This window comes from Candidatus Methanoperedens nitratireducens, from assembly GCF_900196725.1.
Lineage (GTDB): Archaea > Halobacteriota > Methanosarcinia > Methanosarcinales > Methanoperedenaceae > Methanoperedens > Methanoperedens nitroreducens_A.
On sequence record NZ_FZMP01000117.1, the window covers coordinates 1 to 22,019 of the forward strand.

At 43.6% G+C, this 22,019-nt stretch carries 32 protein-coding genes and 2 pseudogenes; 18 read left to right on the plus strand and 16 right to left on the minus strand.

What is annotated here, in order from left to right; translation table 11 throughout:
* Window positions 1–120 precede the first annotated feature (120 nt).
* The 3 genes and pseudogenes from MNV_RS08755 to MNV_RS08765 form a co-directional block, all read left to right on the plus strand.
* Entirely contained in the window at window positions 121–351 is a 231-nt protein-coding gene (locus tag MNV_RS08755; RefSeq protein ID WP_096205294.1) for an Lrp/AsnC ligand binding domain-containing protein, read from the plus strand.
* Window positions 352–362: 11 nt separating this feature from the next.
* On the plus strand, window positions 363–2,210 hold the full coding sequence (locus tag MNV_RS08760; RefSeq protein ID WP_096205295.1) for a DNA topoisomerase VI subunit B: 1,848 nt from the start codon (window positions 363–365) through the stop codon (window positions 2,208–2,210).
* Window positions 2,207–3,301, plus strand: a pseudogene (locus tag MNV_RS08765) (DNA topoisomerase IV subunit A); the annotation flags it as partial. The gene MNV_RS08760 and the pseudogene MNV_RS08765, both read left to right, overlap by 4 nt.
* A gap of 326 nt (window positions 3,302–3,627) precedes the next feature.
* Here the strand turns inward: MNV_RS08765 and MNV_RS08770 are convergent.
* The 5 genes from MNV_RS08770 to MNV_RS08790 all read right to left on the minus strand — a co-directional run bounded on the left by MNV_RS08770 (window position 3,628) and on the right by MNV_RS08790 (window position 5,157).
* Entirely contained in the window at window positions 3,628–3,804 is a 177-nt protein-coding gene (locus MNV_RS08770) for an ArsR family transcriptional regulator (RefSeq protein ID WP_096205298.1), read from the minus strand.
* Window positions 3,805–4,004: 200 nt separating this feature from the next.
* The gene (locus MNV_RS08775) at window positions 4,005–4,259 is read right to left on the minus strand and encodes a type II toxin-antitoxin system RelE family toxin (RefSeq protein ID WP_096205299.1); all 255 of its coding nucleotides are present in this window, start codon (window positions 4,257–4,259) and stop codon (window positions 4,005–4,007) included.
* 11 nt (window positions 4,260–4,270) lie between these two features.
* On the minus strand, window positions 4,271–4,456 hold the full coding sequence (locus MNV_RS08780) for a hypothetical protein (RefSeq protein WP_096205301.1): 186 nt from the start codon (window positions 4,454–4,456) through the stop codon (window positions 4,271–4,273).
* Between the two features lie 202 nt (window positions 4,457–4,658).
* Window positions 4,659–4,922 carry a type II toxin-antitoxin system RelE/ParE family toxin gene (locus MNV_RS08785; RefSeq protein WP_096205303.1) on the minus strand — a complete coding sequence of 88 codons (264 nt, stop codon included), beginning with the start codon at window positions 4,920–4,922 and terminating at the stop codon, window positions 4,659–4,661.
* A 1-nt stretch (window position 4,923) separates the two neighbouring features.
* Complete coding sequence (locus tag MNV_RS08790) at window positions 4,924–5,157, minus strand: DUF2683 family protein (protein ID WP_096205304.1); 234 nt, start codon at window positions 5,155–5,157, stop codon at window positions 4,924–4,926.
* Window positions 5,158–5,331: 174 nt separating this feature from the next.
* On the opposite strand from MNV_RS08790, the gene MNV_RS08795 reads away from it, so the two are divergent.
* The 9 genes and pseudogenes from MNV_RS08795 to MNV_RS20195 all read left to right on the plus strand — a co-directional run bounded on the left by MNV_RS08795 (window position 5,332) and on the right by MNV_RS20195 (window position 11,237).
* A complete protein-coding gene (locus MNV_RS08795; RefSeq protein ID WP_179293887.1) occupies window positions 5,332–6,015 on the plus strand; it encodes a uroporphyrinogen-III synthase in 684 nt (227 codons plus the stop codon).
* A gap of 81 nt (window positions 6,016–6,096) precedes the next feature.
* Window positions 6,097–6,501 carry a CBS domain-containing protein gene (locus MNV_RS08800; RefSeq protein WP_179293888.1) on the plus strand — a complete coding sequence of 135 codons (405 nt, stop codon included), beginning with the start codon at window positions 6,097–6,099 and terminating at the stop codon, window positions 6,499–6,501.
* Between the two features lie 180 nt (window positions 6,502–6,681).
* Entirely contained in the window at window positions 6,682–7,764 is a 1,083-nt protein-coding gene (locus MNV_RS08805) for a hypothetical protein (RefSeq protein ID WP_096205309.1), read from the plus strand.
* A gap of 2 nt (window positions 7,765–7,766) precedes the next feature.
* Window positions 7,767–8,327, plus strand: a complete 561-nt coding sequence (locus tag MNV_RS08810) for a poly(R)-hydroxyalkanoic acid synthase subunit PhaE (RefSeq protein WP_096205311.1) — start codon at window positions 7,767–7,769, stop codon at window positions 8,325–8,327.
* A gap of 21 nt (window positions 8,328–8,348) precedes the next feature.
* The gene (gene phaC, locus MNV_RS08815) at window positions 8,349–9,503 is read left to right on the plus strand and encodes a class III poly(R)-hydroxyalkanoic acid synthase subunit PhaC (protein ID WP_096205312.1); all 1,155 of its coding nucleotides are present in this window, start codon (window positions 8,349–8,351) and stop codon (window positions 9,501–9,503) included.
* Window positions 9,500–10,239, plus strand: a pseudogene (gene fabG, locus MNV_RS08820) (3-oxoacyl-ACP reductase FabG). Before phaC ends, fabG begins: the two are co-directional and overlap by 4 nt.
* Window positions 10,240–10,247: 8 nt before the next feature.
* Window positions 10,248–10,568, plus strand: coding sequence for a thiolase family protein (locus MNV_RS19535; RefSeq protein ID WP_218837957.1), 321 nt, complete (start codon window positions 10,248–10,250; stop codon window positions 10,566–10,568).
* Window positions 10,496–11,086 carry an SDR family NAD(P)-dependent oxidoreductase gene (locus MNV_RS21240; RefSeq protein WP_218837958.1) on the plus strand — a complete coding sequence of 197 codons (591 nt, stop codon included), beginning with the start codon at window positions 10,496–10,498 and terminating at the stop codon, window positions 11,084–11,086. Before MNV_RS19535 ends, MNV_RS21240 begins: the two co-directional genes overlap by 73 nt.
* The gene (locus tag MNV_RS20195; RefSeq protein ID WP_257000005.1) at window positions 11,025–11,237 is read left to right on the plus strand and encodes an SDR family oxidoreductase; all 213 of its coding nucleotides are present in this window, start codon (window positions 11,025–11,027) and stop codon (window positions 11,235–11,237) included. The genes MNV_RS21240 and MNV_RS20195 overlap by 62 nt, the downstream gene beginning before the upstream one ends.
* A gap of 33 nt (window positions 11,238–11,270) precedes the next feature.
* Here MNV_RS20195 and MNV_RS08835 read toward each other — a convergent pair whose 3' ends face one another.
* The 4 genes from MNV_RS08835 to MNV_RS08850 all read right to left on the minus strand — a co-directional run bounded on the left by MNV_RS08835 (window position 11,271) and on the right by MNV_RS08850 (window position 16,058).
* Window positions 11,271–12,416 (minus strand): TIGR04083 family peptide-modifying radical SAM enzyme, encoded by a 1,146-nt coding sequence (locus MNV_RS08835; RefSeq protein ID WP_096205315.1) that lies wholly within the window; start codon window positions 12,414–12,416, stop codon window positions 11,271–11,273.
* Window positions 12,417–12,491: 75 nt separating this feature from the next.
* Window positions 12,492–13,139, minus strand: coding sequence for an ERCC4 domain-containing protein (locus MNV_RS08840; RefSeq protein ID WP_096205317.1), 648 nt, complete (start codon window positions 13,137–13,139; stop codon window positions 12,492–12,494).
* A 311-nt stretch (window positions 13,140–13,450) separates the two neighbouring features.
* Window positions 13,451–14,956 carry a PAS domain S-box protein gene (locus tag MNV_RS08845; RefSeq protein WP_096205318.1) on the minus strand — a complete coding sequence of 502 codons (1,506 nt, stop codon included), beginning with the start codon at window positions 14,954–14,956 and terminating at the stop codon, window positions 13,451–13,453.
* 421 nt (window positions 14,957–15,377) lie between these two features.
* Window positions 15,378–16,058 carry a flavodoxin family protein gene (locus MNV_RS08850; RefSeq protein WP_096205320.1) on the minus strand — a complete coding sequence of 227 codons (681 nt, stop codon included), beginning with the start codon at window positions 16,056–16,058 and terminating at the stop codon, window positions 15,378–15,380.
* A gap of 92 nt (window positions 16,059–16,150) precedes the next feature.
* Here MNV_RS08850 and MNV_RS08855 point away from each other — a divergent pair, with 92 nt between their 5' ends.
* Window positions 16,151–16,507 (plus strand): PadR family transcriptional regulator, encoded by a 357-nt coding sequence (locus MNV_RS08855; protein ID WP_218837959.1) that lies wholly within the window; start codon window positions 16,151–16,153, stop codon window positions 16,505–16,507.
* Between the two features lie 311 nt (window positions 16,508–16,818).
* Here MNV_RS08855 and MNV_RS08860 read toward each other — a convergent pair whose 3' ends face one another.
* From MNV_RS08860 to MNV_RS19540, 3 genes are all read right to left on the minus strand, one after another.
* A complete protein-coding gene (locus tag MNV_RS08860) occupies window positions 16,819–17,037 on the minus strand; it encodes a sulfurtransferase TusA family protein (protein ID WP_096205324.1) in 219 nt (72 codons plus the stop codon).
* Window positions 17,038–17,134: 97 nt separating this feature from the next.
* Window positions 17,135–17,656 carry a class I SAM-dependent methyltransferase gene (locus tag MNV_RS08865; protein ID WP_096205325.1) on the minus strand — a complete coding sequence of 174 codons (522 nt, stop codon included), beginning with the start codon at window positions 17,654–17,656 and terminating at the stop codon, window positions 17,135–17,137.
* Window positions 17,657–18,073: 417 nt separating this feature from the next.
* Entirely contained in the window at window positions 18,074–18,235 is a 162-nt protein-coding gene (locus MNV_RS19540) for a hypothetical protein (protein WP_179293889.1), read from the minus strand.
* 134 nt (window positions 18,236–18,369) lie between these two features.
* Between MNV_RS19540 and MNV_RS08870 the strand changes: the two genes are divergently transcribed.
* The 5 genes from MNV_RS08870 (at window position 18,370) to MNV_RS08890 (ending at window position 20,296) form a co-directional block, all read left to right on the plus strand.
* Complete coding sequence (locus MNV_RS08870; protein WP_096205327.1) at window positions 18,370–18,675, plus strand: carboxymuconolactone decarboxylase family protein; 306 nt, start codon at window positions 18,370–18,372, stop codon at window positions 18,673–18,675.
* A 37-nt stretch (window positions 18,676–18,712) separates the two neighbouring features.
* On the plus strand, window positions 18,713–18,880 hold the full coding sequence (locus MNV_RS08875; RefSeq protein WP_096205329.1) for a zinc-ribbon domain-containing protein: 168 nt from the start codon (window positions 18,713–18,715) through the stop codon (window positions 18,878–18,880).
* 40 nt (window positions 18,881–18,920) lie between these two features.
* Entirely contained in the window at window positions 18,921–19,319 is a 399-nt protein-coding gene (locus MNV_RS08880; RefSeq protein ID WP_096205331.1) for a hypothetical protein, read from the plus strand.
* A 159-nt stretch (window positions 19,320–19,478) separates the two neighbouring features.
* Window positions 19,479–19,784 carry a UPF0175 family protein gene (locus tag MNV_RS08885; protein ID WP_096205333.1) on the plus strand — a complete coding sequence of 102 codons (306 nt, stop codon included), beginning with the start codon at window positions 19,479–19,481 and terminating at the stop codon, window positions 19,782–19,784.
* Window positions 19,763–20,296, plus strand: coding sequence for a hypothetical protein (locus MNV_RS08890; RefSeq protein WP_218837960.1), 534 nt, complete (start codon window positions 19,763–19,765; stop codon window positions 20,294–20,296). Before MNV_RS08885 ends, MNV_RS08890 begins: the two co-directional genes overlap by 22 nt.
* Before the next feature lie 401 nt (window positions 20,297–20,697).
* Here the strand turns inward: MNV_RS08890 and MNV_RS08895 are convergent, their stop codons facing one another.
* The 4 genes from MNV_RS08895 to MNV_RS08905 form a co-directional block, all read right to left on the minus strand.
* Complete coding sequence (locus tag MNV_RS08895; RefSeq protein ID WP_096205337.1) at window positions 20,698–20,898, minus strand: hypothetical protein; 201 nt, start codon at window positions 20,896–20,898, stop codon at window positions 20,698–20,700.
* A gap of 42 nt (window positions 20,899–20,940) precedes the next feature.
* The gene (locus MNV_RS19545) at window positions 20,941–21,114 is read right to left on the minus strand and encodes a hypothetical protein (protein WP_179293890.1); all 174 of its coding nucleotides are present in this window, start codon (window positions 21,112–21,114) and stop codon (window positions 20,941–20,943) included.
* A 202-nt stretch (window positions 21,115–21,316) separates the two neighbouring features.
* Window positions 21,317–21,649: a nucleotidyltransferase domain-containing protein gene (locus MNV_RS08900; RefSeq protein ID WP_096205339.1), complete on the minus strand. Its 333-nt coding sequence runs from the start codon at window positions 21,647–21,649 to the stop codon at window positions 21,317–21,319.
* Window positions 21,631–22,002, minus strand: a complete 372-nt coding sequence (locus MNV_RS08905; RefSeq protein ID WP_096205341.1) for a HEPN domain-containing protein — start codon at window positions 22,000–22,002, stop codon at window positions 21,631–21,633. Before MNV_RS08905 ends, MNV_RS08900 begins: the two co-directional genes overlap by 19 nt.
* Window positions 22,003–22,019 lie beyond the last annotated feature (17 nt).

Sequence of the window (22,019 nt, forward strand, 5' to 3'; positions counted from 1 at the left end):
ATAAAGCCAAAGGTTTCGGGACTACACACATTTCGTTTAAAGCCTTGAGACGGCAAGTTTATTAGTATTAAAGCATATCGTTGATAGATTCAGAATAAAATAAAGGCAGGCGATTAAACTTTGGTAATAGGAGTAACACTTGTAAACGTAGTGCCTGGACAGGAAAAAGCAGCGTATAATGAGCTTCTTAAGATAAAAGGAATTAAAGATGTATATCATGTCTTCGGGGAGTTCGATTTCGTTGTTATAAGCAATGTTGACGGGTTAAGCGCCCTGAACAAGCTTGTGGATACCATCAGGGAGAGCGAGAACGTTACAGCCACGCAGACAATAGTGGGAGCGGAGCTTTAAGAGGATACCGGATGGCAATTGCCGAAGAGCTTGCAAAAAAGCAAAAAGCCATAAGTATCGCTGAGTTCTTTGAAAAAAACAGGCAAATACTGGGTTTTGACTCGGTTCCCCGCAGCCTCCTGACTTCAGTAAAAGAAGCTGTAGATAATTCTCTGGATGCATGCGAGGAATCAGGGATCCTTCCGGATATATTTATTAAAATCGAAAGTAAATCCAGGAACCTCCTCACCCTTATCGTAGAGGATAACGGACCCGGCATCGTCAAAGAGCAAATCCCGAAGGTTTTCGCAAAGCTGCTGTACGGTTCACGCTTCCATTCGATGAAGCAGAGCCGGGGACAGCAGGGTATCGGCATCTCGGCGGCTGTGCTGTATTCACAGCTCACCTCAGGCCGCCCGGCGAAAATAGTGTCAAAAATAGATAAGGATGCGCCGGCTCATTACTTTGAGCTGCTTATAAATACACAGACAAACGAGCCTGAAATCCTCAAGGATAAAGTGATAGACTGGGACAGGCTGCGGGGAACGCATATTGAGCTTGAGATGGAAGCCTCTTATTTCAAAGGCAGGCAGTCGGTGTCCGGGTACCTGAAGGACACGGCGATAGTGAACCCCCACGCCCGCATAACCCTTATCGAGCCTGATAATAACAAGATAATATTCGAAAGGGTGACCGATAAGCTGCCTGTTCAGCCGAAGGAAATACTCCCACATCCGCACGGCATTGAACTTGGTACGTTAATGAAGATGCTGCGGTACACCGAAAGCAAAAACATCAGCGATTTTTTGTGTGAGTCCTTTTCCCGCATCGGCGCCCAGACCGCGAAAGAGATATGTAAGAAATCCGGGATAGAGCCAGATGTAAAACCGAAAAAAATAGCACTGGATGAGGCAAAGAGGCTGCATGAGGCGTTCAGGACGGTAAAAATACAGGCTCCTCCTACGGATTGCCTTTCTCCCATAACCGAGGAACTCATCCGCAAGGGGCTTGAGAAAGAACACACCGTCGATTTCATTGAAACAACGACGCGCCCGGCGGGCGTGCATAACGGTCACCCGTTCCAGGTCGAAGCGGGCATAGCCTACGGAGGGAATCTCTCAAAAGAGAATAAAGTGGATATACTGCGGTTCGCGAACAGAGTGCCCCTTCTTTACCAGCAGGGCGCATGCGCCGTAACCCATGCGGTCGAGAACATCAAATGGAGGAATTACTCGCTTGACCAGCCGGGCGGGGGAATACCCATAGGTCCGGCTATCATCCTGGTGCATGTAGCTTCAACGCACATCCCTTTCACCTCCGAGTCAAAAGAGGCGATCGCGGATGTTCCTGAGATCATCGAAGAAATAGAGCTTGCGCTAAAAGACGTGGGACGGCGGCTTAACCTCTATCTATCCAGGCAGGATAACCTTTTGCGCAGAAGGGAGAAAGAAGAAATTATCCTGAAGATACTGCCGCGCATTGCGAAGAAAGTGGGAGAGATACTTGAGAAGCCCACGCCAGATATTACACCGGTCGTTGCCAAGATCATGGGCAATGTATTTATCCAGAGGTCTGTAAAGAAGAACGGAAAAGGGTGCGAAGTGGAGATTAAGCTCAAAAATCACGGTGATGCGGTGCATCATTTCTCCCTGCATGAGACAATACCCCACGATATCAGATCCCCGAGCCCTGAGCCAAAGAAAATCCCTCTTGGCAAGCAGAACGATTATCTCTGGAAAGTCTCCCTGAAGCCGGGTGAGCAGAAGGCGATCATTTACAGGCTGGATATCGGGATTGAGGAGGCTTCAAAACTTCCGCAGATCGTGGCGGAAGGGATAGAAGAAGAACATATTACAGGGGCAAAGGTCGTGAACGTATGACAGTGAAAAGCAATAAAGAGATACGGGACTCCACCTCAAAAACAACACTTAAAAAGCTCATACACGATTTCTATGAGCAGTTCGAAAGCGAGACCATCCCACACATCGTGCTACCTTCGCGCACCAAAAAGAATATCGAACTTAATGAGGACAGCGATGTATGGGTCTATGGCGACAGTGAGAGCATGCGCAGTGCAAAAACCGTGAAAGGCGCAACCCAGCTTCTTAAGACTTCTTATGTTGTGGAGCTTATGATCAAAGGGCATCTTGACCAGGACAAAAGCTCGACACTGAGAGAACTGTATTACATCAGCGAGAACTGGGATATAGCCAAATTCAACGAGCAGTCGGAGAGCGACCGCCTGATAGAAGACCTTGAGATAATCACAGGGTTGCAGCGCGAGGATTTCCATGTGCGCCCCGAGGAGAACGGCGCCACGATGTTCGGGCCTATCAAGATAAAGGAAGTTACCAAACGCGGTGAGCGCACGATGCACTGCCAGGAGGATGTGGGCGAGGCGGGATACCAGATACCGTACAACGTGGAGACGATACAGTTCCTGGAACACGATGCCAAATTCATAATCGCAGTAGAGACAGGCGGTATGTACGACAGGCTTATCGAGAACGGGTTTGACGAAAATTTCGATTCCATCCTTGTCCATTTAAAAGGCCAGCCCGCGCGCAGCACCCGCCGCCTCATAAAACGCATGAACGAGGAGCTAAAGATACCGGTGGTGGTGTTCACGGACGGTGACCCCTGGAGCTTCCGCATATTCGCAAGCGTGGCTTACGGCGCAATCAAGAGCGCGCACCTCTCGGAGTTCATGGCAACCCCGGCTGCGAAGTTCATTGGCGTTCAGTCAACGGACATAGTAGAGTACGAGCTTTCCACGGACAAGCTGAACGACCAGGACATCAAGGCGCTGCATAGCGAGCTTACAGACCCGAGATTTGATACCGGGTACTGGAAAGACCAGATAAACCTGATGCTAAAGATTGGGAAGAAGTCAGAGCAGCAGGCATTTGCGGGCAAGGGGCTGGATTATGTGACGGATAAGTATTTGCCGGAGAGGCTGGGGGAGATGGGGTGGGATAGCAAATTAAAAAACATCCGGAAAAAGTACTCCCTCTCTTCTAATTCCCCGCCCCCCATTCCCATTACCCGATGCCCGGCACGGGTTGGGGAGAGCAGATAGAACAACCTTTTTGAAGCGAATGTTAATCTTTAAGGAGAAGTTAGCTCGATACCTTTAGAAATTTGGGATGCACTAGCAAATCCAGAAACCACAGAATCTTTTTCAACAAGTTTCCCAAGTCTTTCTGAAACAATAAATCGCTCCAGCATTAAGATAATCTTAGCTTTTGGATTATCATTGTTGAGCTGGTAAAGCTGTGTTTTACCAACCTTTCTTACTTATCTAATAATATCTTCTTTTAGTAGTTTATTCAAATGAGCGTAAACCGTAGCTTTTGTTACGCCCGTCATCCGTGCGATATCCGGACCCGATAATATATCTTCGTAGTTTTCTGCAAAGGTTTCAACTATTTTAACCTGCGGGCAGTTTCCAAAAAGTTCAGATAATACGTACATAGCAACCTATAGTTTAATATCTATTCTTCAAGTTTAGTTTTTATCCTACTTAACTTTTTTGCGCTCTTGAAGACCTCCTTTCTCTATGCTAACCTCTCGCCCCACCAATTGATGCCCATCGCGGGTGGAGAGAGCAAACCAAGTAAAATGAGATTTACATAATCCCTAAGATGATTTCTTTAAATCAGCCAAAATTCCAATTAAATCTCCCTGTATTCATGTTTTCGGCTCAATATATCTATTATCTCAATCTCTTGGCTATGTTTGTGAAAAACATATATTACTCTAAATTTTCCAATATGTATCGACCAGTAAGGATTTCCTACTAATTTTTTACCGATTGGCGCTCTTGTTTTGAGTTCTAATATCTTGTTCCAAATCTGCCTTTTGGTTTTAACATCCTTTATTTTAGAAAAAGACTTGTCGAACTGCTCTTTTATTATAAGTTCGTACATTTTTATGTATTTTATTTAAGCTCTGGATGCCTTTTTAAAAACTCTTCTTCAGTTATACTGGGACCCATCCGCGCTTTTTTTAGCCTTTCAAGCTCCTCTGTTGTCAAGCTTTCTGAATCTATTATGCTGTTCAGAAGGCTTGCTTTTCGCAATAATTCATCGTATTCACTTTGAGGTATGCAGACGGTTGAGTTCATAATATTGTTTATACTAGCTCTAACAAATATAAAATTTTTCTTTCACTGGCCGGCATACTATGGAAAAATCTCTAAATCACATTCCCCATTCCCATTCTCTCCGCCAACCCCGTTGCCCCATTATCCGATGCCCGGCGCGGGTCGAGGAAAACTTGAATTGATTGTGGGAGCTTTAATGGGAGAGGATTAAAGATAGGAACATCTAAAAGTAAATCTTATCATGGTGTTCGTAATCTTCTATTATCACCACTTTGTTTTGCTCATCCATGGAATATATTAAAACAAAGCTTTTATCAATATGCACTCTGCTCAGGTGTTGCATAGGTGCATTTAGTGGCTTGAAATGCAGCGGATTTTCTCGAACCTGCCTGATCTTTTTATCGATTATTCGCATCTGTTTTGGGTTCTTTTTTGCAAGTCTGGAGAATATCCTGTCAACACTTTCCCTCACTTCAAGAGAATACATATCATTTTAAACCGTAATGGCTTCTAAAATCAGTAACCTTCACAGTTCTCTCTTTTTGCCTCGCCTTGATTTTTTCGATGAATTCAGGTCGAAGTTCAGGTTCAAGAAGCGATCTGCCGTACTCGTTTACAACCTTATTAATGGCTTCAGATTTGTTTTTTAGCCCGTGTTTTGCTTTTACTATATTCAATACCCTGTTAGTTCTATCGTTTATGTTTATAATCGCTTTGACCATATTAATGCAATATTAATAGAGTATTAATATCGTATATATGCTTTGTGATTTCAACTTGGCAGAGTATCACCTCCCCTTCGCCAAGCCCCCACCCATCCGATGCCCGGCGCGGGTCGGGGAGTCATGAAAACGTCCCACAAAAGCATTATGCTTTAAGATGCCATTCTTAGTTCTGTGAAAATCGCCGTTACCAAGCTTAAAGAGAAGTCCGAAGGTATCCATGAACTATTCCGGAAATATGGCCATGAGGCGCTCATAATCTCCACGATCACCGCATCCGACCCCGCAGACCCGGCGCCCCTTTCCCGCCTGGCAGGGATGGCATCAAAAGGCGAGCTTGATATACTCATCTTTACAAGCGCGCTCGGTGTTGATAAGCTCTTTGAGAGGGGAAAACCCGCAAAAACCGTAAGAATAGTGAGCGTGGGCCCAAAAACAGCAAAAAGAGTGGAAGAATATGGCATGTCCAGCGAGGTAATAGCGCAGTTCTCATCAGAGCATTTTGCCGGGTATCTTGGCGATATCAGCAGGAAAATAATAGGAATTGCGCGCGCCGAGGTGCCGAACCCGGAACTGGTAGAATCTCTGGCATCAAAAGCCGCTAAGATAGTGGAGGCAGCGGCGTACAGGCTTCAGCCTGCTGGCAATAACGTTGCCGATGCCTTAAAAGAGGCAGATGCCGTGATTTTCACCAGCGCAAAGTCCTTCGAATCATCGGGTTTTAATCATGTACATGCAAAAAAGCTCAAGGTCATTGCTATCGGTCAGAAAACCGCCAGTTCGATGAGAAAACATGGTATGATCCCGGATATTATCGGGAACGGTACTCTGGAAAGCTGTCTGTCCCTATTATCATGAATTAATCTTACATTATTATTAATCATTAGCGATTAATTATTTAACGGGGAACCCCATATACAATACATGGAGGGATGCACTGTGAAACTGGAAAACAAGTTACTAAGAGACGTGATGACCAGAGGTGTGGTAACTGTTCCAATAGGCTCTACTGTCAAACAAATTGCTATCCTGCTGAGTAAGCATAGTCTCTCAGAAGCGGTTGTCATCGGGCATGATGGCAGCGCAGCAGGTGTTATCTCGAACATGGATATACTTAAAGTGATAGGAAAAGATAACTGGGAGAACGTGCCGATAGAGTCGATTATGACCCCTTATATTGAAACAGTAAAACCGACATCCACGCTGGCAGAAGCCGCCAGGATAATGGGAGATAAGCATATACACAGGCTGCTTATTTTTTCGGAGCAGGGAGTCGGAGCATCGAATAGACCGATCGGCATAGTCAGCGCAAGCGATATTGTAAGAGAAGTGGCAAGAAAATAGGTCATAGGTCGCCTGGCATTTCAAGCCGGTACAATCATTTTTGCCATCTTTTTTAATTAGTCCACCCTGAGAAAAAAAGAGGTGGCTCTATGGCAGCTACCAATAATTATATTACAAGCAAAAATTTTATATACCGGAATGGTGTATTATCATGATTATTATTAGAATGGGGCATCCATTATGGTCAAAAAAATTGAAGAAAGAAGAGATGCGCATCAAAAAACGGATGTATACAGTGTATGGACTGAGAACTACACCGGCTTTTTGAAAATGTGGGGCGATTCACATTTAAAGCTGTATAAGCCATGGGTCGAGTCCATGGGAGAGATGTCAGAGAAGGCAGCTCTTATATCACAGGATGCTATGCCAGAAAAATACAAGGAATTCTACAATGAATGGGTTAAAACATACCAGCACACGTTTGGCAAGCTTTATCCCCTTCCTGCACAGAGCACGGGCAAGGAAACACTTGAAAAGCTCCTGGGCAGTGCAGAGGAATCCAACCGGCTGTACAAGTCCTGGATAGCCGAGTTAGAAGAGAACTCAAAGAGAACACATGAGCTTATAGAGGGCGAGCCCGACCCTGCGAAGTATAAAGAATGCTACGATAAATGGATGAAGTCGTACGAGAAGATGCTGGATGATATGCTTGCACTGCCAGCCATGGAATGCACAAGGGAGATATTCGGGGAATATACCGGCATTCCCGATGTATTCTCAGAAACACATAAGCAGATGGCAAGGCTGTGGAAGGATTCATACACCAGGATGTACAAGCCCTGGGTAAAATCCATGGTCAAGCTCTCCGATAGGGCTGCTGAGATCTCAAAAGGCAAAGCCAGCGCTGAAGATTACAGGGAATTCTATAATATGTGGATGGATGCTTATCAGGAGAACTTCGGCAGGGTTTTAGGCAACAGTTCTGCCACATCATCAAAGGATACATTTGAGGATTTCCTGCAAAACGCCAATACCTATATTAACATGTATAAATCTTGGGTGGCAGCGATTGAAAAAATGTCAGAAAAAAGCAAGGAACTGAGCCACACGACCAGCCCGGAATCGTATAAAGAATTCTGCGATCTCTGGATAAAGATGTATGAAAAGGCTTTTGATTCCTTCTTTGACGACATGCCGATGATCGGCCCGATGAAGGAGACAATGGAACCTGTAAAAATTGCAGCTAAAGCATATACTGATGCATATATCAAGATGGCAAAAGCGTGTGCGAAATCAAATTTCAATGATGCAAGCCGGGCTTAATTATGGATAGCTCCGGTTCTGAGCCTGCACACGAATTTTTTAAAGCCTGGTTAAATATCTACGAGGCGACCTTAGGCAGGCTGGTAGAGATGCCTGCCATCGGACCTTCGCGTGAGAGGTATGATAAGATGATGACCGGCGTCTCAAATTTTGCTAATTTCTATACAGGCTGGATGGAACTTAATTTTGATTTCCAGAAGGTATTCGTGGAATCCATGAAAAAGATGCATGAGAAGATCGAGACCGAAATGCAGGGAGAAATAAGCCCTGATAAATACAAGCAATTATATAATATATGGATCGATACTTATAGCTCTACTTTCAAAGAATTCATGAGTTCAGGTCACTTTTCTTCGGAGATGGGAAAATTCATGTCGTATTTCCTGGAATTCCAGCAATACAACCGGGAGATGCTTGAGGAAAACTACCTGAAGCAGATGAACCTTCCCACAAAGACCGATATCGATGAAATAAATGAAGAGTTATTCGCGCTTCGGAAAAAAACAAAGGAATTAGCCAGCCAGATTGATAAATTGTCCGGGAAAGGACGTTCTACTCTTTAAAATTTGCTTTGAAGGAATATTATGAACGGACTTTGTATAATGCAAAACGATATTAACAAATTTGTAAAGGGAACAGAAATACTTCTTGATAATCCCGATTTTTCGGTCGGGACAACGCCATCAGAGATTGTCTACAGGGAAGATCGGATGAAGCTTCTGCACTACATCCCTGCTGTTCAAAAACCATATCCGGTTCCGGTGCTCATAACGTACGCGCTTGTGAACCGCTACTATATTCTTGATCTGCAGCCGGATAAAAGCGTCGTAAAAAAGCTGCTTGAACTGGGTTTTGATGTTTACATCATAGACTGGGGATATCCCACAGGCATGGACAGGTACCTCACGCTTGATGACTATGTGAACGGCTATATGAACAACTCCGTAGATAAAATCAGGGAAATATCAGGGATGGATAAAATCACCCTGCTGGGCGTATGCCAGGGAGGGACTTTTTCTGTGATGTATGCTTCGCTGCACCCTGAAAAAGTGAAGAACCTGGTTACTTTAGTAACGCCTGTTAATTTCGAAACCGATAAATGCCTTCTCAACACCTGGGCAAAAAACATGGAAGTGGATAAGATAGTGGATTATTATGGGATGGTCCCCGGGGATTTTCTGAACTCCGGCTTCCTGCTTCTTGACCCGGTTAAGCTCATGATAGCAAAGTATGTGGGCATGTTTGACCAGCTTGATTGCAATTCCAATGATATGGACTGCTCGATTCACAATAAAGAAAAACTTGAGAACTTCCTGCGAATGGAGAAGTGGATATTTGACAGTCCTGACCAGGCAGGCGAGACCTACAGGCAGTTCATGAAAGACTGCTATCAGAAGAACCTTCTTATCAAAAATGAGATGGTTATAGGCGGAAAGCGGATAAATCTGAAGAATATCACCATGCCTCTGCTTAATGTCATAGCAGAATATGACCACCTGGTCCACAACGATGCAAGTAAACCGTTGATAGATGCAGTATCGAGTACGGATAAAGAGACACTGGTTTTCCCGACCGGGCATATCGGAATCTTTGTGGGCGGAAAGTCCCAGAAAGAGGTCTGTCCAAGGATCGCGGAGTGGCTAAAACCCAGGTCATATACAAATAGTGACGGGGGAGTTCATAAAAAGAAAATTAAACGCAAAAAGAATAATCGCAAATCAAAACAGAGTATAACATGAGACTTGAAAACAAGGTCGCAATTATAACCGGAGCAGCAAGCGGCATTGGTAAACAGACCGCCCTGCTGTTTGCACAGGAAGGAGCTAAAGTCGTTGTGGCGGATTTGAACGAAAAAGGGGGTAACGAAATAGTCGAAGAGATTGAAAAAAGGGAGGAGAGGCATTGTTCGCTAAACTGGATGTCTCCAACAGGGAACAGGCAAAACAGGTTGTCCGGGAGGCGCTGGAACGGTTCGGTAAGATTGATGTGCTGATAAACAATGCAGGCATAAACCAGGATGCTCTCGTATCGAAGATGACAGAAGAGCAGTGGGATAAGGTCATTACCATCGATCTTAAAGGACCTTTTAACTGCATACAGGCAGTGGTCGACGCAATGACCGAGCACGGGACAGGCGAGATAATCAACGTATCATCCATTGTAGGATTATACGGAAATATCGGCCAGACCAACTATGCGGCAGCCAAGGCAGGGTTGATCGGCATGACAAAGACCCTGGCAAAGGAACTGGGGAAAAAAGGGATACGTGTAAATGCCGTAGCCCCCGGGTTCATTGCAACCCCGATGACAGCAGGGGTTCCTGAAAAAATCCTTGAAATGATGAAAGAAAAAACCCCCCTTAAAAGGCTCGGGCAGCCCGATGACGTTGCGTATGCGCTCTTATACCTTGCTTCTGATGAGGCTAACTTTGTGAACGGTGCGGTGCTCAGTGTGGATGGCGGGCTGCTGATATAAAAGGTGAGATGATGAGAAATGTAGTTATCGCATCCGCCTGCCGTACGGCGGTAGGAAAATTCGGGGGCAGCCTTAAGGAACTCACTCCGGGGCAGCTTGGCTCGGTCGTGCTGAAAGATGCTCTGAAACGGGCTGGCGTAAAATCGAGTGAAGTCGATGAAGTAATCATGGGAAATGTCCTCTCTGCAGGTCACGGGCAGAATGTCGCAAGGCAGGCTGCAATGGCTGTCGGCATCCCTGTTGAGGTCTCGTCCTATTGCGTTTGGGAGATGCAGATATTGTTCTTGCAGGCGGCATGGAATCCATGTCCCAGGCGCCTTATATCCTGAAAAAAGCCCTGCAGCGGGCAGGTTTAAGTGCGAAGGGCCTTGATCTGGTAGAGGCGAATGAGGCATTTGCGGCACAGAGCATAGCGGTCAACCGGGAACTTGGTCTTGCTCCTGATATTGTTAATGTTAACGGCGGCGCAATAGCCCTGGGGCATCCCATAGGAGCAAGTGGCGCAAGGATACTGGTCAATAATGCAGGTATAGTAAGAGACAAGTCCTTTGTCAAAATGACTTCGGATATGTGGACCGATGTCCTGTCCGTCAACCTTGACGGAGCCTTCTACTGCATCAAGGCGTTCGTGGAAGGGATGCTGGAGCGAAAGTACGGCAGGATAATAAATATTTCATCGGTCATCGGGAGAATGGGCAATTTCGGGCAGGCTAATTATACTGCTTCCAAAGCCGGGATGATAGGTCTCACAAAAAGCACTGGCGAAGGAGTTTGCAGGAAAAGGTATCACAGTAAATGCCGTAGCGCCGGGATTTGTGGATACGGATATGGTGAGGTCTGTCCCTGATGAAGCGATGAAAAGTATTCTCTCCAAAATACCCCTGGGAAGGCTGGGAAAAGCCTCGGAAATCGCAGGGGCTGTGGCTTACCTGGCATCGGAAGACGGCGATTATATAACTGGTCAAATTATAGATATCAACGGCGGACTTTACATCTGAAATGTATTTTAGCCCTTAACAAATCTCTTGTAATTAGAGCCGCTTAAGCATTATAGACATTATCCCATGCCTGGAGTCCCTCACATGCCCAGGTTGGAAGCCAAACATTCCCATATCAGAGCCTCCCAGGAACTCCTTTTCCCACCGCTCGGTTATTTCCTTGAATATCCTCTTGTAGGCGGTACAGTGAGGGTCTACTCCCTTTATTTCACCTTCAGTAGGCGCTATGGCATTGTAGGGGCATCCACCACGGCAGAATTTGACATATTTACATTCCCCGCATTCCCTGTCCACATATTCTTTATAGCGGAACATAAGCTTCCATGCATCGGACCGGGCAAGGTCTTCCCTGCCTGGATGGTCGCGAACATTGCCCATAACGTATTCCGGCATGCCTATAAACCGATAGCAGGGGTATATGCTCCCGTCGGGTCCAACAGCAAAGGTATGCCCCATGCAATCCACAAAGGTACAGACAGTGCCCCGGTTGGTGAACACGCATTTGCACAGGTGGTCGATGTTCATGATCTCTATCTTACCCATGTTCTCCAGATATTTGTCCAGAAGATAAACTAACAATTCCCCATACTCTTTCGGATCAAGTGCCCATTTATCAGGGTTCTCGGAACGTATTGATGGCAACGCAGGATGTAATTTAAGAGTAAAACCATTCTCCAGGAAGAAATTGAAGATATCCTCCCTGAACTTTACAGAATAGGAAGTGAATGTGCAGATGAAGCTCACCTTGAGACCGGCTGCCCTGGCAATCTCATAGCCCAGCATGGTCTTCTTGTAATATCCTTTTCCTCTTTGCAGGTCATTAAGCTCTTCGGGACCGTCCAGACTGGATCCGAGGGGAATATTGTATTTTGCCAGGATATTGGCCAGTTCCGGGGTCATTTTCCAGAGATTGGTCTGCATGGCAAAGGCGGGTTTCAGGTTACTTAGACCCTCAGCCAGCAGAGGCATAGCTTTGCGGTAAAAATCCGCGCCTGCAAGGAGCGGCTCCCCGCCATGAAAGGTAAAAGTGACCGGCTCATTCCTGAAGTTCTTGAGCCATTTAACCACTTCTTCGATGGTCTCAATGCTCATTACCGGAGACCCGCTCTCGGAACTCCAGCAATAACTGCATTTAGAAGGACAGCGTAAAGTAGGTATCAACATCACGTGAAAAGGCATAAAACACCTTCATTTGAACTTCTTCAAACTACCAAACTATTAATAGTTTTCCTGTACCCGCTGCTTCTGGCGAGTTCATTTTGAATCATATCGCCCTCCTGCAAGTTCCCTGATCCTGTCAGCGGTTCTTGACCCAACATGCTCCACTTTCATAAGCTCCTCCCGCGGCGCTGTCATAACCTTCTCCACGCTGCCGAAGTGCCTGAGCAAATTTCTTGCCACCACAGGTCCGATACCCGGCAGTGATGACACAGTGTACTCCTTCGCCTCGCTCTGTGATAGGCGGCTGCGCTTTCCGTGCAAACTGACAGGTCTATTTTTGTCTATCTGCTCTTTTGCAGCGATCATACTGATAACCTGCGCCGTCTCTGCTTCGTTGAGCGTGTATAGGGTGGGAACACGCATAAGGGCAATGGAATTGAGGAAGCCCTGCACAGCCAGGGGATGCAATCTGCGACCTGTAAAGAAGAACGGATCATCACCTTCGATAATCAGAATGGGACACCTGTACGACCTCACTAAGTCCATAAGTTGTGAAAATAGCTCCCGGCGTTCTAACAGGGTTGAGAAAAGATCATCGACCGTCTTTCTCTCGAATGCCACGCGGTCGCTTACAACATAATCGCCGACCTCCAGGGCGACGATTTCAATATCTGCACAAAGCTTGCCAAGTTCTTCAGCCACTCTGGAGCGCATTTCTCGATGATCAATGATTATCTTCATGACAGGACGTTATACTAAACACAGCATTTTATATAGTAATTCCAAGTGCGCAGTGAAACTAATCATGAACCGATGGTTTATCATAGATCCTTTGTGGTCATCATATTTTTGCGTTTCAATTCAGGTCAGGTGCATTTACTGGGGTAAAGTTTGGGAAAAACCATTTAAATACCGAAAAAGTAGAAACCTTTGCAGTAGAAAAATAGTTTGGGTGGTGGGTGGTGGGGTGGTATCTTACTGCAAAGGTTAAGTCCCCGTTTAAAATTAATAATATAAAGACTTTTTGATGGGTGTGATCAAGCAATTTTTAACTAACTTTTATCATGCTGAAACTCACGATTAAACTCATTTAAATCCGATTGTATATTCTTTGAAAGAAAATATAAAGCAGTGTGTCCATCGTTATCTCTTGTGATGATCCCGTTTTTGACTAAAACCCCAAGATGGTGCCTGACAGTTTTATAATCCATGTCCAGGGCTTTAGCCAATTGATGTGCATTATAAGACCTGTCAGTAAGATGTCTCAGGATCAAAGTTCGGGTCTTTCCCCCGCGTGTCCCTTTGATCAGATAGCACAGGAGCTTTCGCTGTTTATTTGAGTTCTTAAGCTCCTGTTTTAATATAATATTTTCAGTAATATCTCTTGCAATGCCGTGAATCTCTATCGTCCTGCCGCCATCTTTGATATGCCTGGTTTTTATCTCAACCCACCTATGCTCACCATTTTTGCTCACCAGCTCAAGGGTATCTGTCTGGTTTACAATTTCCCCCGAGCGGCGTTTTTTCCGGCGGTCTTCAACGATTTTTAAACTCTCCTGCGTGAGCCACTTAGAAATGTTAGTGCCAATAACTTCCTCTTTTGTGCAGCCAAGTATTCTAAGTCCGATCTGGTTCATTTTCAAAAAATTGCCCTCTGTATCGAGTACGTACATGGCATCCTGGGCGTTTTCAAAGAGTTCACGGTATTTCGCCTCGGATTCTTTGAGCTCTCTTTGCATCTTTATTTTTTCAGTTATATCCCTTGCTGTGCAGTGGAGTCCTATTGCTCTATCACCGTCTTTGATAGTCCGGCATATAACCTCTGCCCATTTATATTCTCCGTTTTTGCAGATAACTTCTCGTATTACCGGCTGTTCCACAGGCTCACCTGAGAGGTATTTTCTCATGTGTTCCGAAGCGTCTTGGATGCACTGAGGTGTTAGACAATCCGTGAAATGAGTCCCTATTATCTCATCCTTTGAGTTGCATCCAAATCCCCTGATCATTGCATTGTTCGCAGTAATGATGTAGCCCTCAGCATCGCTGGTGAAAATTGCGTCCTGGGCATTCTCAAAGAGTTCCCGGTATTTTGCCTCGGATTCTCTTAGCTCCTGTTCCAGTTTCTTTTTTCCGGTAATATCCTCAGTAATACTTACTGTTTTTAATTTCCCGTTGATCTTTGTAAGTTTATGGAAGCTATTTAAATATTTTAATTCGCTGTTTCTGGTTTTTATTTTAATTTCCTGACAGTTATTTGCCTCTTCTTGAACTTCGCTGCATATCTTGAGGACTGATTCATGCAAATCTTCGGGAATTATTTTTATGAAATTCTTGCCTATCAGTTCTTCTTTCGGCCAGTCGACCATTTTCAAAAAAGATTCATTCACATATTCAAAGTTACCCTGCTCATCCGTGACAGCTATCCCGTTAAAAGATGACTCTACTATTGTCTTAAAATATTCTTCAGAGTCATATAATTTTTCCTGTGCTTCCTTAAGCTGTACTCCGTGCTTTTTTTCATCAGCTTTTTCAACTGTAAAATGGATTTGTTCTGCCATGCTCGGATCTATGATTTTTCTAATCGCTTTACGTTTTACTCTCTCATTAAACAAATCTTTGATATAAAATTGTCGCTGCTGCGTATATTAGTTGGGAATGGCAGACATGCACAGCGTTTCTCCAGTATTTTCTTCAGGTGTCCTTTGTGCCATACTTCCTCTCTTATGCTTCAAAACACGCCGTCACGGACTTAGCGCTGGAAGGAGGCTGTCCGATAATTCAAAACCTTGAAAAAAAGAAGGCAGATTAGGGCTTTAAATCGAAAAAGGAGGAAAATTTTCGTTAATTTTTATTACTGCAAGTAATTGTCAGACAGCCTCTGAAATCCGAAAGGCATACTAGCGCGGGTGCATGAAGCCTTCTCTCGTTCATTTGACTGAATCGAGATCCGTTTTTTATTTTCTCAAGGGAACCATGTATCTACTTCTCCATTAATGCCAGCTTCTGCCCGCTTTGATACGCCTGTTCCTTAACTGATTTATATTGTTTCATCATATTATCCACTACTGGTTCAGGGATATTGAAATTTGATGCATATTCCAGTAATCTTCGCTCATCTGCATTTATCTGGCATGGAAGCATTAAACCTCCGACTGCCAGTTCTGAGACAATATTCCCGCCGTTCCCGCAGATGAATGCTGAATTCTTCAGGAATTCCAGCGTCTCCGCTGCCATTTTGATGTCCGGGTTTCCGCAGGTGGCAAGAACAACACTATTCCTTTTACCAGGAATACGGCATTTTATTTCCGGGGGATTTTTCCCAGGTGTAATGATTATCTGGGAAACCAGTCTGTCAAATAAATTTTTAAATTGGCCAGGAACATGCCGGATATATACCGGAGATGCCAGCACAAGCCCGTCAGCTTCTGCTATTTTGTCAATTATCCGGGTGAGGTCATCATCAGAATCCTCTTTTGTTACTCTGCAGATGCCAGTTTGCCTGCATTCCATACACCCGGTACAAAATGCAAGATTTAGATCACTGATGTTTATTTTTTCAACTGCTGCTCCCCTGGAAACCGCTCCTTTTAATATCATGTCCACAAGAAGGTCAGTGCTACTGCCTTTTCTTGGACTGCCTACAATTCCTAATATCTTCATATTATTCCTCTTTGAACTGAATCCTGTTGAGATCAGATGTATAGTATATCCAATAATAATATTTAAATATATCGGACATCCAATATTGACCTGTGACAGATGATAATTGCCATGAAGAAATATGTGCACCAGAATCTTGTGATATGAGGGGGATGCTTTCGTTTTTGATAATGTGGTTTCTCTCAAAAAGACCCATGTATGGTGAGGAGATAGCACAGGAACTTGAAAAAATGAAAGGAAGCAAACCCACTCCCGGCACGATATATCCTGCATTAAAACATCTGCAGAATAATGGTCTCATAACATCACAGAAAGATGGGAGGAATATTATCTATTCCCTCACAGAAAAAGGCACAACAACATCAAAAAAGGCATTTGAATATTTTTGCAGAATGTTTGAACCTGTTTTCAATGATTGCGTAAAAGCAAAAAATCTTAAAAAAATGTGAATTATTCAGTGCCCTGTTTTTGAAGCGATTATTGTTGTATCCTGAGTTTGACAGTTTATAAAATTTTACTAGATATCTTGGCAATTTGCTAGAGTTTATCCCAAAACCCTCTATAAAATGAGAGAGGATGCTAAACATAACTTTTTATTGCATTTTCATGAGCATATTATATAAAATGTTATGTTTTAGAGAGTACGGAATTATTCCAAAGCAACAGGGATGGGAGAGAGCTTCCCATCTCTACATATCCCTTATATTATAAATTTCAATAAAAATAGCCTGGCACTATGAAAAAATAGCAAAAGAATTGCTCAGTGTTTTCTTATAATTACTTTAAAATCGTCGCCTGACTCCTCGACCTTCACTATTTCATGCCCGTGTTCCCTGCTCCACTGCGGAATTGTGTTTTTTGCTGTAACATCGTTCGTCAATACCTCAAGCTCTTCGCCTGTTTTTAGCTCGTCTATCTTCTTCTTTGTATAGAACAGGGGCAGCGGGCATACCCTGCCTCTGGCATCCAGTTTGTACATGAGTGGTATTTTGGACTCCGGTTTTATTGTACTGTGGTATTCAGGCAAAAATTGCACTTAATCTTCTGTTATATGATTTTTCAGGCAAAATGCCTGCTTACGAATGAACCGGAATTCCTTTTAACATTCTCCCGGCACCAAATAATACAGGAAGCTTCTCTGTTATCTTTATCCCCGACTCTACGAGCAATGCTTCAAACTCGGATTTTATGAACTCTATATAGTATTTACCCTCATAAAGTTTAACAAAGTGATATATCAAAAATCTGCTGACGCTGTTTTCGGGCAGAGCATAATCAACGATCACAATAATCCCTTCCCGCCTGGTAACTCTGACCATTTCTCTCAATGCTTTCTCTCTTATGGAAAGAAGCATATCATGCAGGGCAAATGACACGCTGGAAACATCAAAACTGCTATCCTTAAAAGGCAGATTTGAAGCATCAGCAACTAAAAATCCCACATTTTCATATTTATTTTTCTTATTTGCCACTTTGGGCATGTCTTCTGATAGGTCGATACCAGTGACATCATAACCCCTTTTCGCAAACGCAAAGGCTTGCTTTCCTGTTCCTGTACCGATATCCAGTATTCTCGCACCATTTCTTGTAGTTTCGATTTTTCATAAGATGGATTTTATTAATTTTAAAATCGTGATTAGATATAACTCGCCATATTCTCTATCTTTACGTATCCATACATAAAGAATACAAGGATTTCTCAAGAATTTCTGCAAAAAGTCTTCTTAGCTTTCCTGCCAAGACAGAATTCATATCGATCCATAATCACAATATATACCATATCTCTCCTCAATGTAGCAAAAAAGCGCCCCCCCCCCGCATCAACATCTTCAAACTCGGCGGCGCATCTTATTTTAAGCACTTTTTCAATAACATCGAGCTATTCAGGGAACGAGAGTTATCCACTACGGGATAAGTGGTTCTGGTCATGAAAGATATGGATGGGTTGAGCAGGCTTTGGCTATGGGTGCTGAAAATGATACACATCTGATGACAACTCAAAAGTTTAAGTTTCATTATCCCAACAGAGTATCCTTGTCCTCAATCGCAAAAGCACCTCTTCCGCAGTCCACGCATGACACCATCGCAATTCCTTTGATGAAATCAGCGTTTCTTAGCAGTATTAAATGTTTACAATTAGGGCATTTATACCATGTGCTATCAATCATATCTGCCATATCTGCCACCAAGTTCTGGTTGAATTAAAGTCCCCATCTGAATCATCAATTCTTAATGATTATTCATTGTATTTATATCTTGCGATGCTCAACATTTAATTCGGTTTAATCACATTCCAAATCATGGTGATTAAATGGTGACTGAACATCCCTTAAAAATCTATGAGAAATTAGACCCCGACCTCCTTAAGCATGTTGAAAATTCCCGTGACTTTGCCTTTGATGACGGTGCTTTGCCAAGGAAATATAAGTTGCTTATTGCAATGGCTTTCGATGCATCGTATGGAGCAGTTAATGGGGTAAAGTCATTGGCTCAGCAGGCTATAGATGCTGGTGCTACAAAAGAAGAAATTACAGAAGCATTGAGAGTTGCACAGCATCTGAGTGGAGTAGGCTGTGTCTATACGGCGGGACAAGCACTAAAAGAGTTATTTATTTGATAGTTCTATACAATAACTGTAGCATAGAGGATTAAGTATGGGAGATAAGAAAATAAAATGCATAGATTGTCACAAAGATTTCATTTTCTCAACAGGGGAGCAAGAATTTTTTGAAGAGAAAGGATACAGTGAGCCAATTAGATGCAAAGACTGTCGGAGTAAAAGAAAATCTGAAAAAAGAACAAGTGGCTTTGGACGTTATTGATTAAGTTGGCTTTTTGGCAGGTTTGTGAGCTGAATACATCATGCCCATCTTCGACATAGCAGAAAGGCGCCCCCGCATCAACATCTTCAAACTCGGCAGCGCATACTATTTCAAGCACTTCTTTGATGACCCCAAACTGTTCAGGGAGCTTGAGCCTTACTATGAGAAGCCGAATTACAGGTTCAGGATGGCGACTGTCGACGAGATGAGCGGTGTGATTAAGCTCCTGGATGCGAATGGCTATGAACCTGTTCTGATCGAAGATCCTGCGCCGTTCACGGTGGAGATAAGCAGATACCGGAAGTACGGCGAACTGCTAAAGAACTCGGTTGAGAATTATCTCCTCCGGGATAAGGTCGTGCTGGCGATGAAGGATATGGTGTGGGTGGAGCAGGCGCTGGCGATGGGGGCGGTGGTGAGAGCTTCAGGAAAAGAATAACTCCATTTCTTACGCGCTCACAGGTTTCTCAAGATCTTCCTGGATACTGATGAACTGCTCCAGCGCAGATTCAAGATTTTCAGCAATATCTCTTGCACTTCAGAAAACATAAATGCCTACAAAGATTTAAGTATACGTTATAATAAAATGTAATAACATATGAAAACAATATCAATTCGATTGCCTGAGCAATACCTGCATGAGATCGAGGAGGCATGCAAACAGGAAGTTCTTGATAAAGGCACCATGCTGCGCAAACTCATCGGGGAGGCGCTCCGGGAATACCGTATAAAAAAAGCATTTGACCTTTATTCTGAAGGGAAAATCTCCCTCTGGAAAGCTGCAAGGATGGCTGGATTAACGTACAGAGGAGCGCTGGAGGAGTTAAAGAAGCGGAACATCCCTTTCAGGTATGAAAAAGAGGACCTGGCAGCAGATATTAAGTGGGCGATGAACGAGAAATGATCGTAAGCAATTCCGGTCCTCTCATACACCTTGCGAAAGTAGGGAGGATAAAACTTCTTAAAGACATTTTTGGAGAGGTGATCATACCTCATGAGGTCAAGCTTGAAGTTGTAGATAGAGGAAAGGACGAAGGGATGGGGGATGCCTTTTTGATAGAAAGCGAAATCGAAAATGGCTGGATTGTAACAGACAAAAGCAATGATCATAAAGTAAAAGAAATAGCTGAGAGCGCGGGGATAGACATTGGAGAGGCTTCGGCTATAATGCTTGCAAGAAGAATGAAATGTCCGGTACTTATCGATGACCTTGCTGCGCGGAGGTTCGCTGCAGGGCTGGGGCTGGAGGTTATTGGTTCGATAGGCGTGCTGATAAGGTCTGCTAAGCTACAAAAGATATCGAAAAGAGAAGCATTTGAGGCTCTGGATAAGCTTGCGAGGGTGATGTGGCTCAGTGTTGATATTTATGAGGATGCAAGGATGATTATTGAAAAGTTGGATAGGGCAAATTCATGAGGATGCAGTCGGTATAATTTTTTGATACAACTTTATCAAAAATTAGAAGCTTGTTCAGACAGTTTTATGTTTGTTCTTCCCTTCCCGCGCCCTCTCCAGCCTTATTCTCCCCAGCAATACCCCAGCCGGCTCATCATTCGCATCGTGCGCCACAAGCTTCCCCTCAAACGCTTTCTTCAGTATGCTCTGCCGCAGCCGCTGCGCCTTTCGCAGTGGCGATGAGCGGGTATCGGAAGTACGGCGAGCTGCTAAAGAACTCGGTTGAGAACTATCTTTTCCGGGATAAAGTCGTGCTGGTTATGAAGAATATGGTGTGAGTGGAGCAGGCGATGGCAATGGGGGCGGTTGTGATAAATGAGTAAAAACTTTATTATATACGTTACGCAAACCTTAAGACAAACTTAGGCAGGATGTAAGATAGATTTTATTTTACCGACCAGCCCGGATAGCAACCCTTTCTTTTTTCTATCGGGCACATCATCAACGTATCTAAAAGAGGTAATCTTCGTTTCGTGAGGTCCATCCCACTCTTCCGATTTAATTGGTGCAATTTCTATCTCTTTTATTGCTGTCTCCCTCTCTTCGGATGTATATTTTTTCATTATAATCTAGAAGTTAAAAATATATTGGTATCAATGTAAATTTCAGTTATATAGATGTTCGCGGAGTTTCTTTAAAAAATCAACACTGCTTGTTCCCTCAGGGACTATTCCTTTGAACTTTCCCACCATTTGCTCGGCTACCTTCCCGCCTGTTTCATGTTTTAGTTTCTTCAGGAACTCCAATAGACTATAAGCTTCTTCTATATCAACTGCCATTATCATTCACTTAAGCAGATTATTTCGTTTATAATAGATAAAAGTACTCTATAAAAAGGATATTCAAAGCTACCCCGCCAGCATCCTCTCCACAACCGCCTCCATCAATCTCTCGCTGTCCGCCTGCGAGCGCGCGAGGCTGGCTTCGAGGTTATCGCGGAGGGACATGAGCTGGTCTACTCTGGCGACTATGCAGCGCTAGTCATGCCGCATATATTACTTTCCCTTTTCTTGCAAATTCAGTAATAAGTGAACTCCCACTTTCAAATTCTTCAGAAGTGAGAGTGATAATATCAAGAGGCATCCTGAATTTTTTAATGGTCTTTATCTCGGCTTCCTTTGTCAATCTTGCCCTTTCAAATATGTCTTTGTTCTGAAAATCCGGAGAAATGATGACAATATCCACATCGCTTTCTCCTGTTGCTTTTCCCGTGATTTGCGACCCGAATAGGATTATCTTTGAGACTTTCACTCCTTTTTCTTTCAAACAATTTTCAAAGAATTTAATTGCTTCTGCTACTTTGTCTTTAACCATTCTAATAACTCCCTGGCTTTTTCAAGTATTTCTTTTGTTTTATCCATGTTGTATTCATTCAGCATTCTTTGAAGATTATCAGGATATCTTGTAAGTACGCTTACTCTGTTCAGGGTGAAGACGAAGTCATACATGTCTTCCGGAAGTTCCAGATTGATAATTTCAATGAGATATAGCAGATTGTGTGTTTTAGGCGGTGCTTCTTTATTTTTATGAATAATCAGACCTTTGAGTGCTTTTTCTATGGACAAGTGACACATGAAGACTGCATAAAAATATCTTTGTCCTTTAAACATGAATTCTGCGGTCTCCATGTCATAATCAGCCTGTTTGAACCATTCATCTTTATCCATACACTTTCTCAAGATTG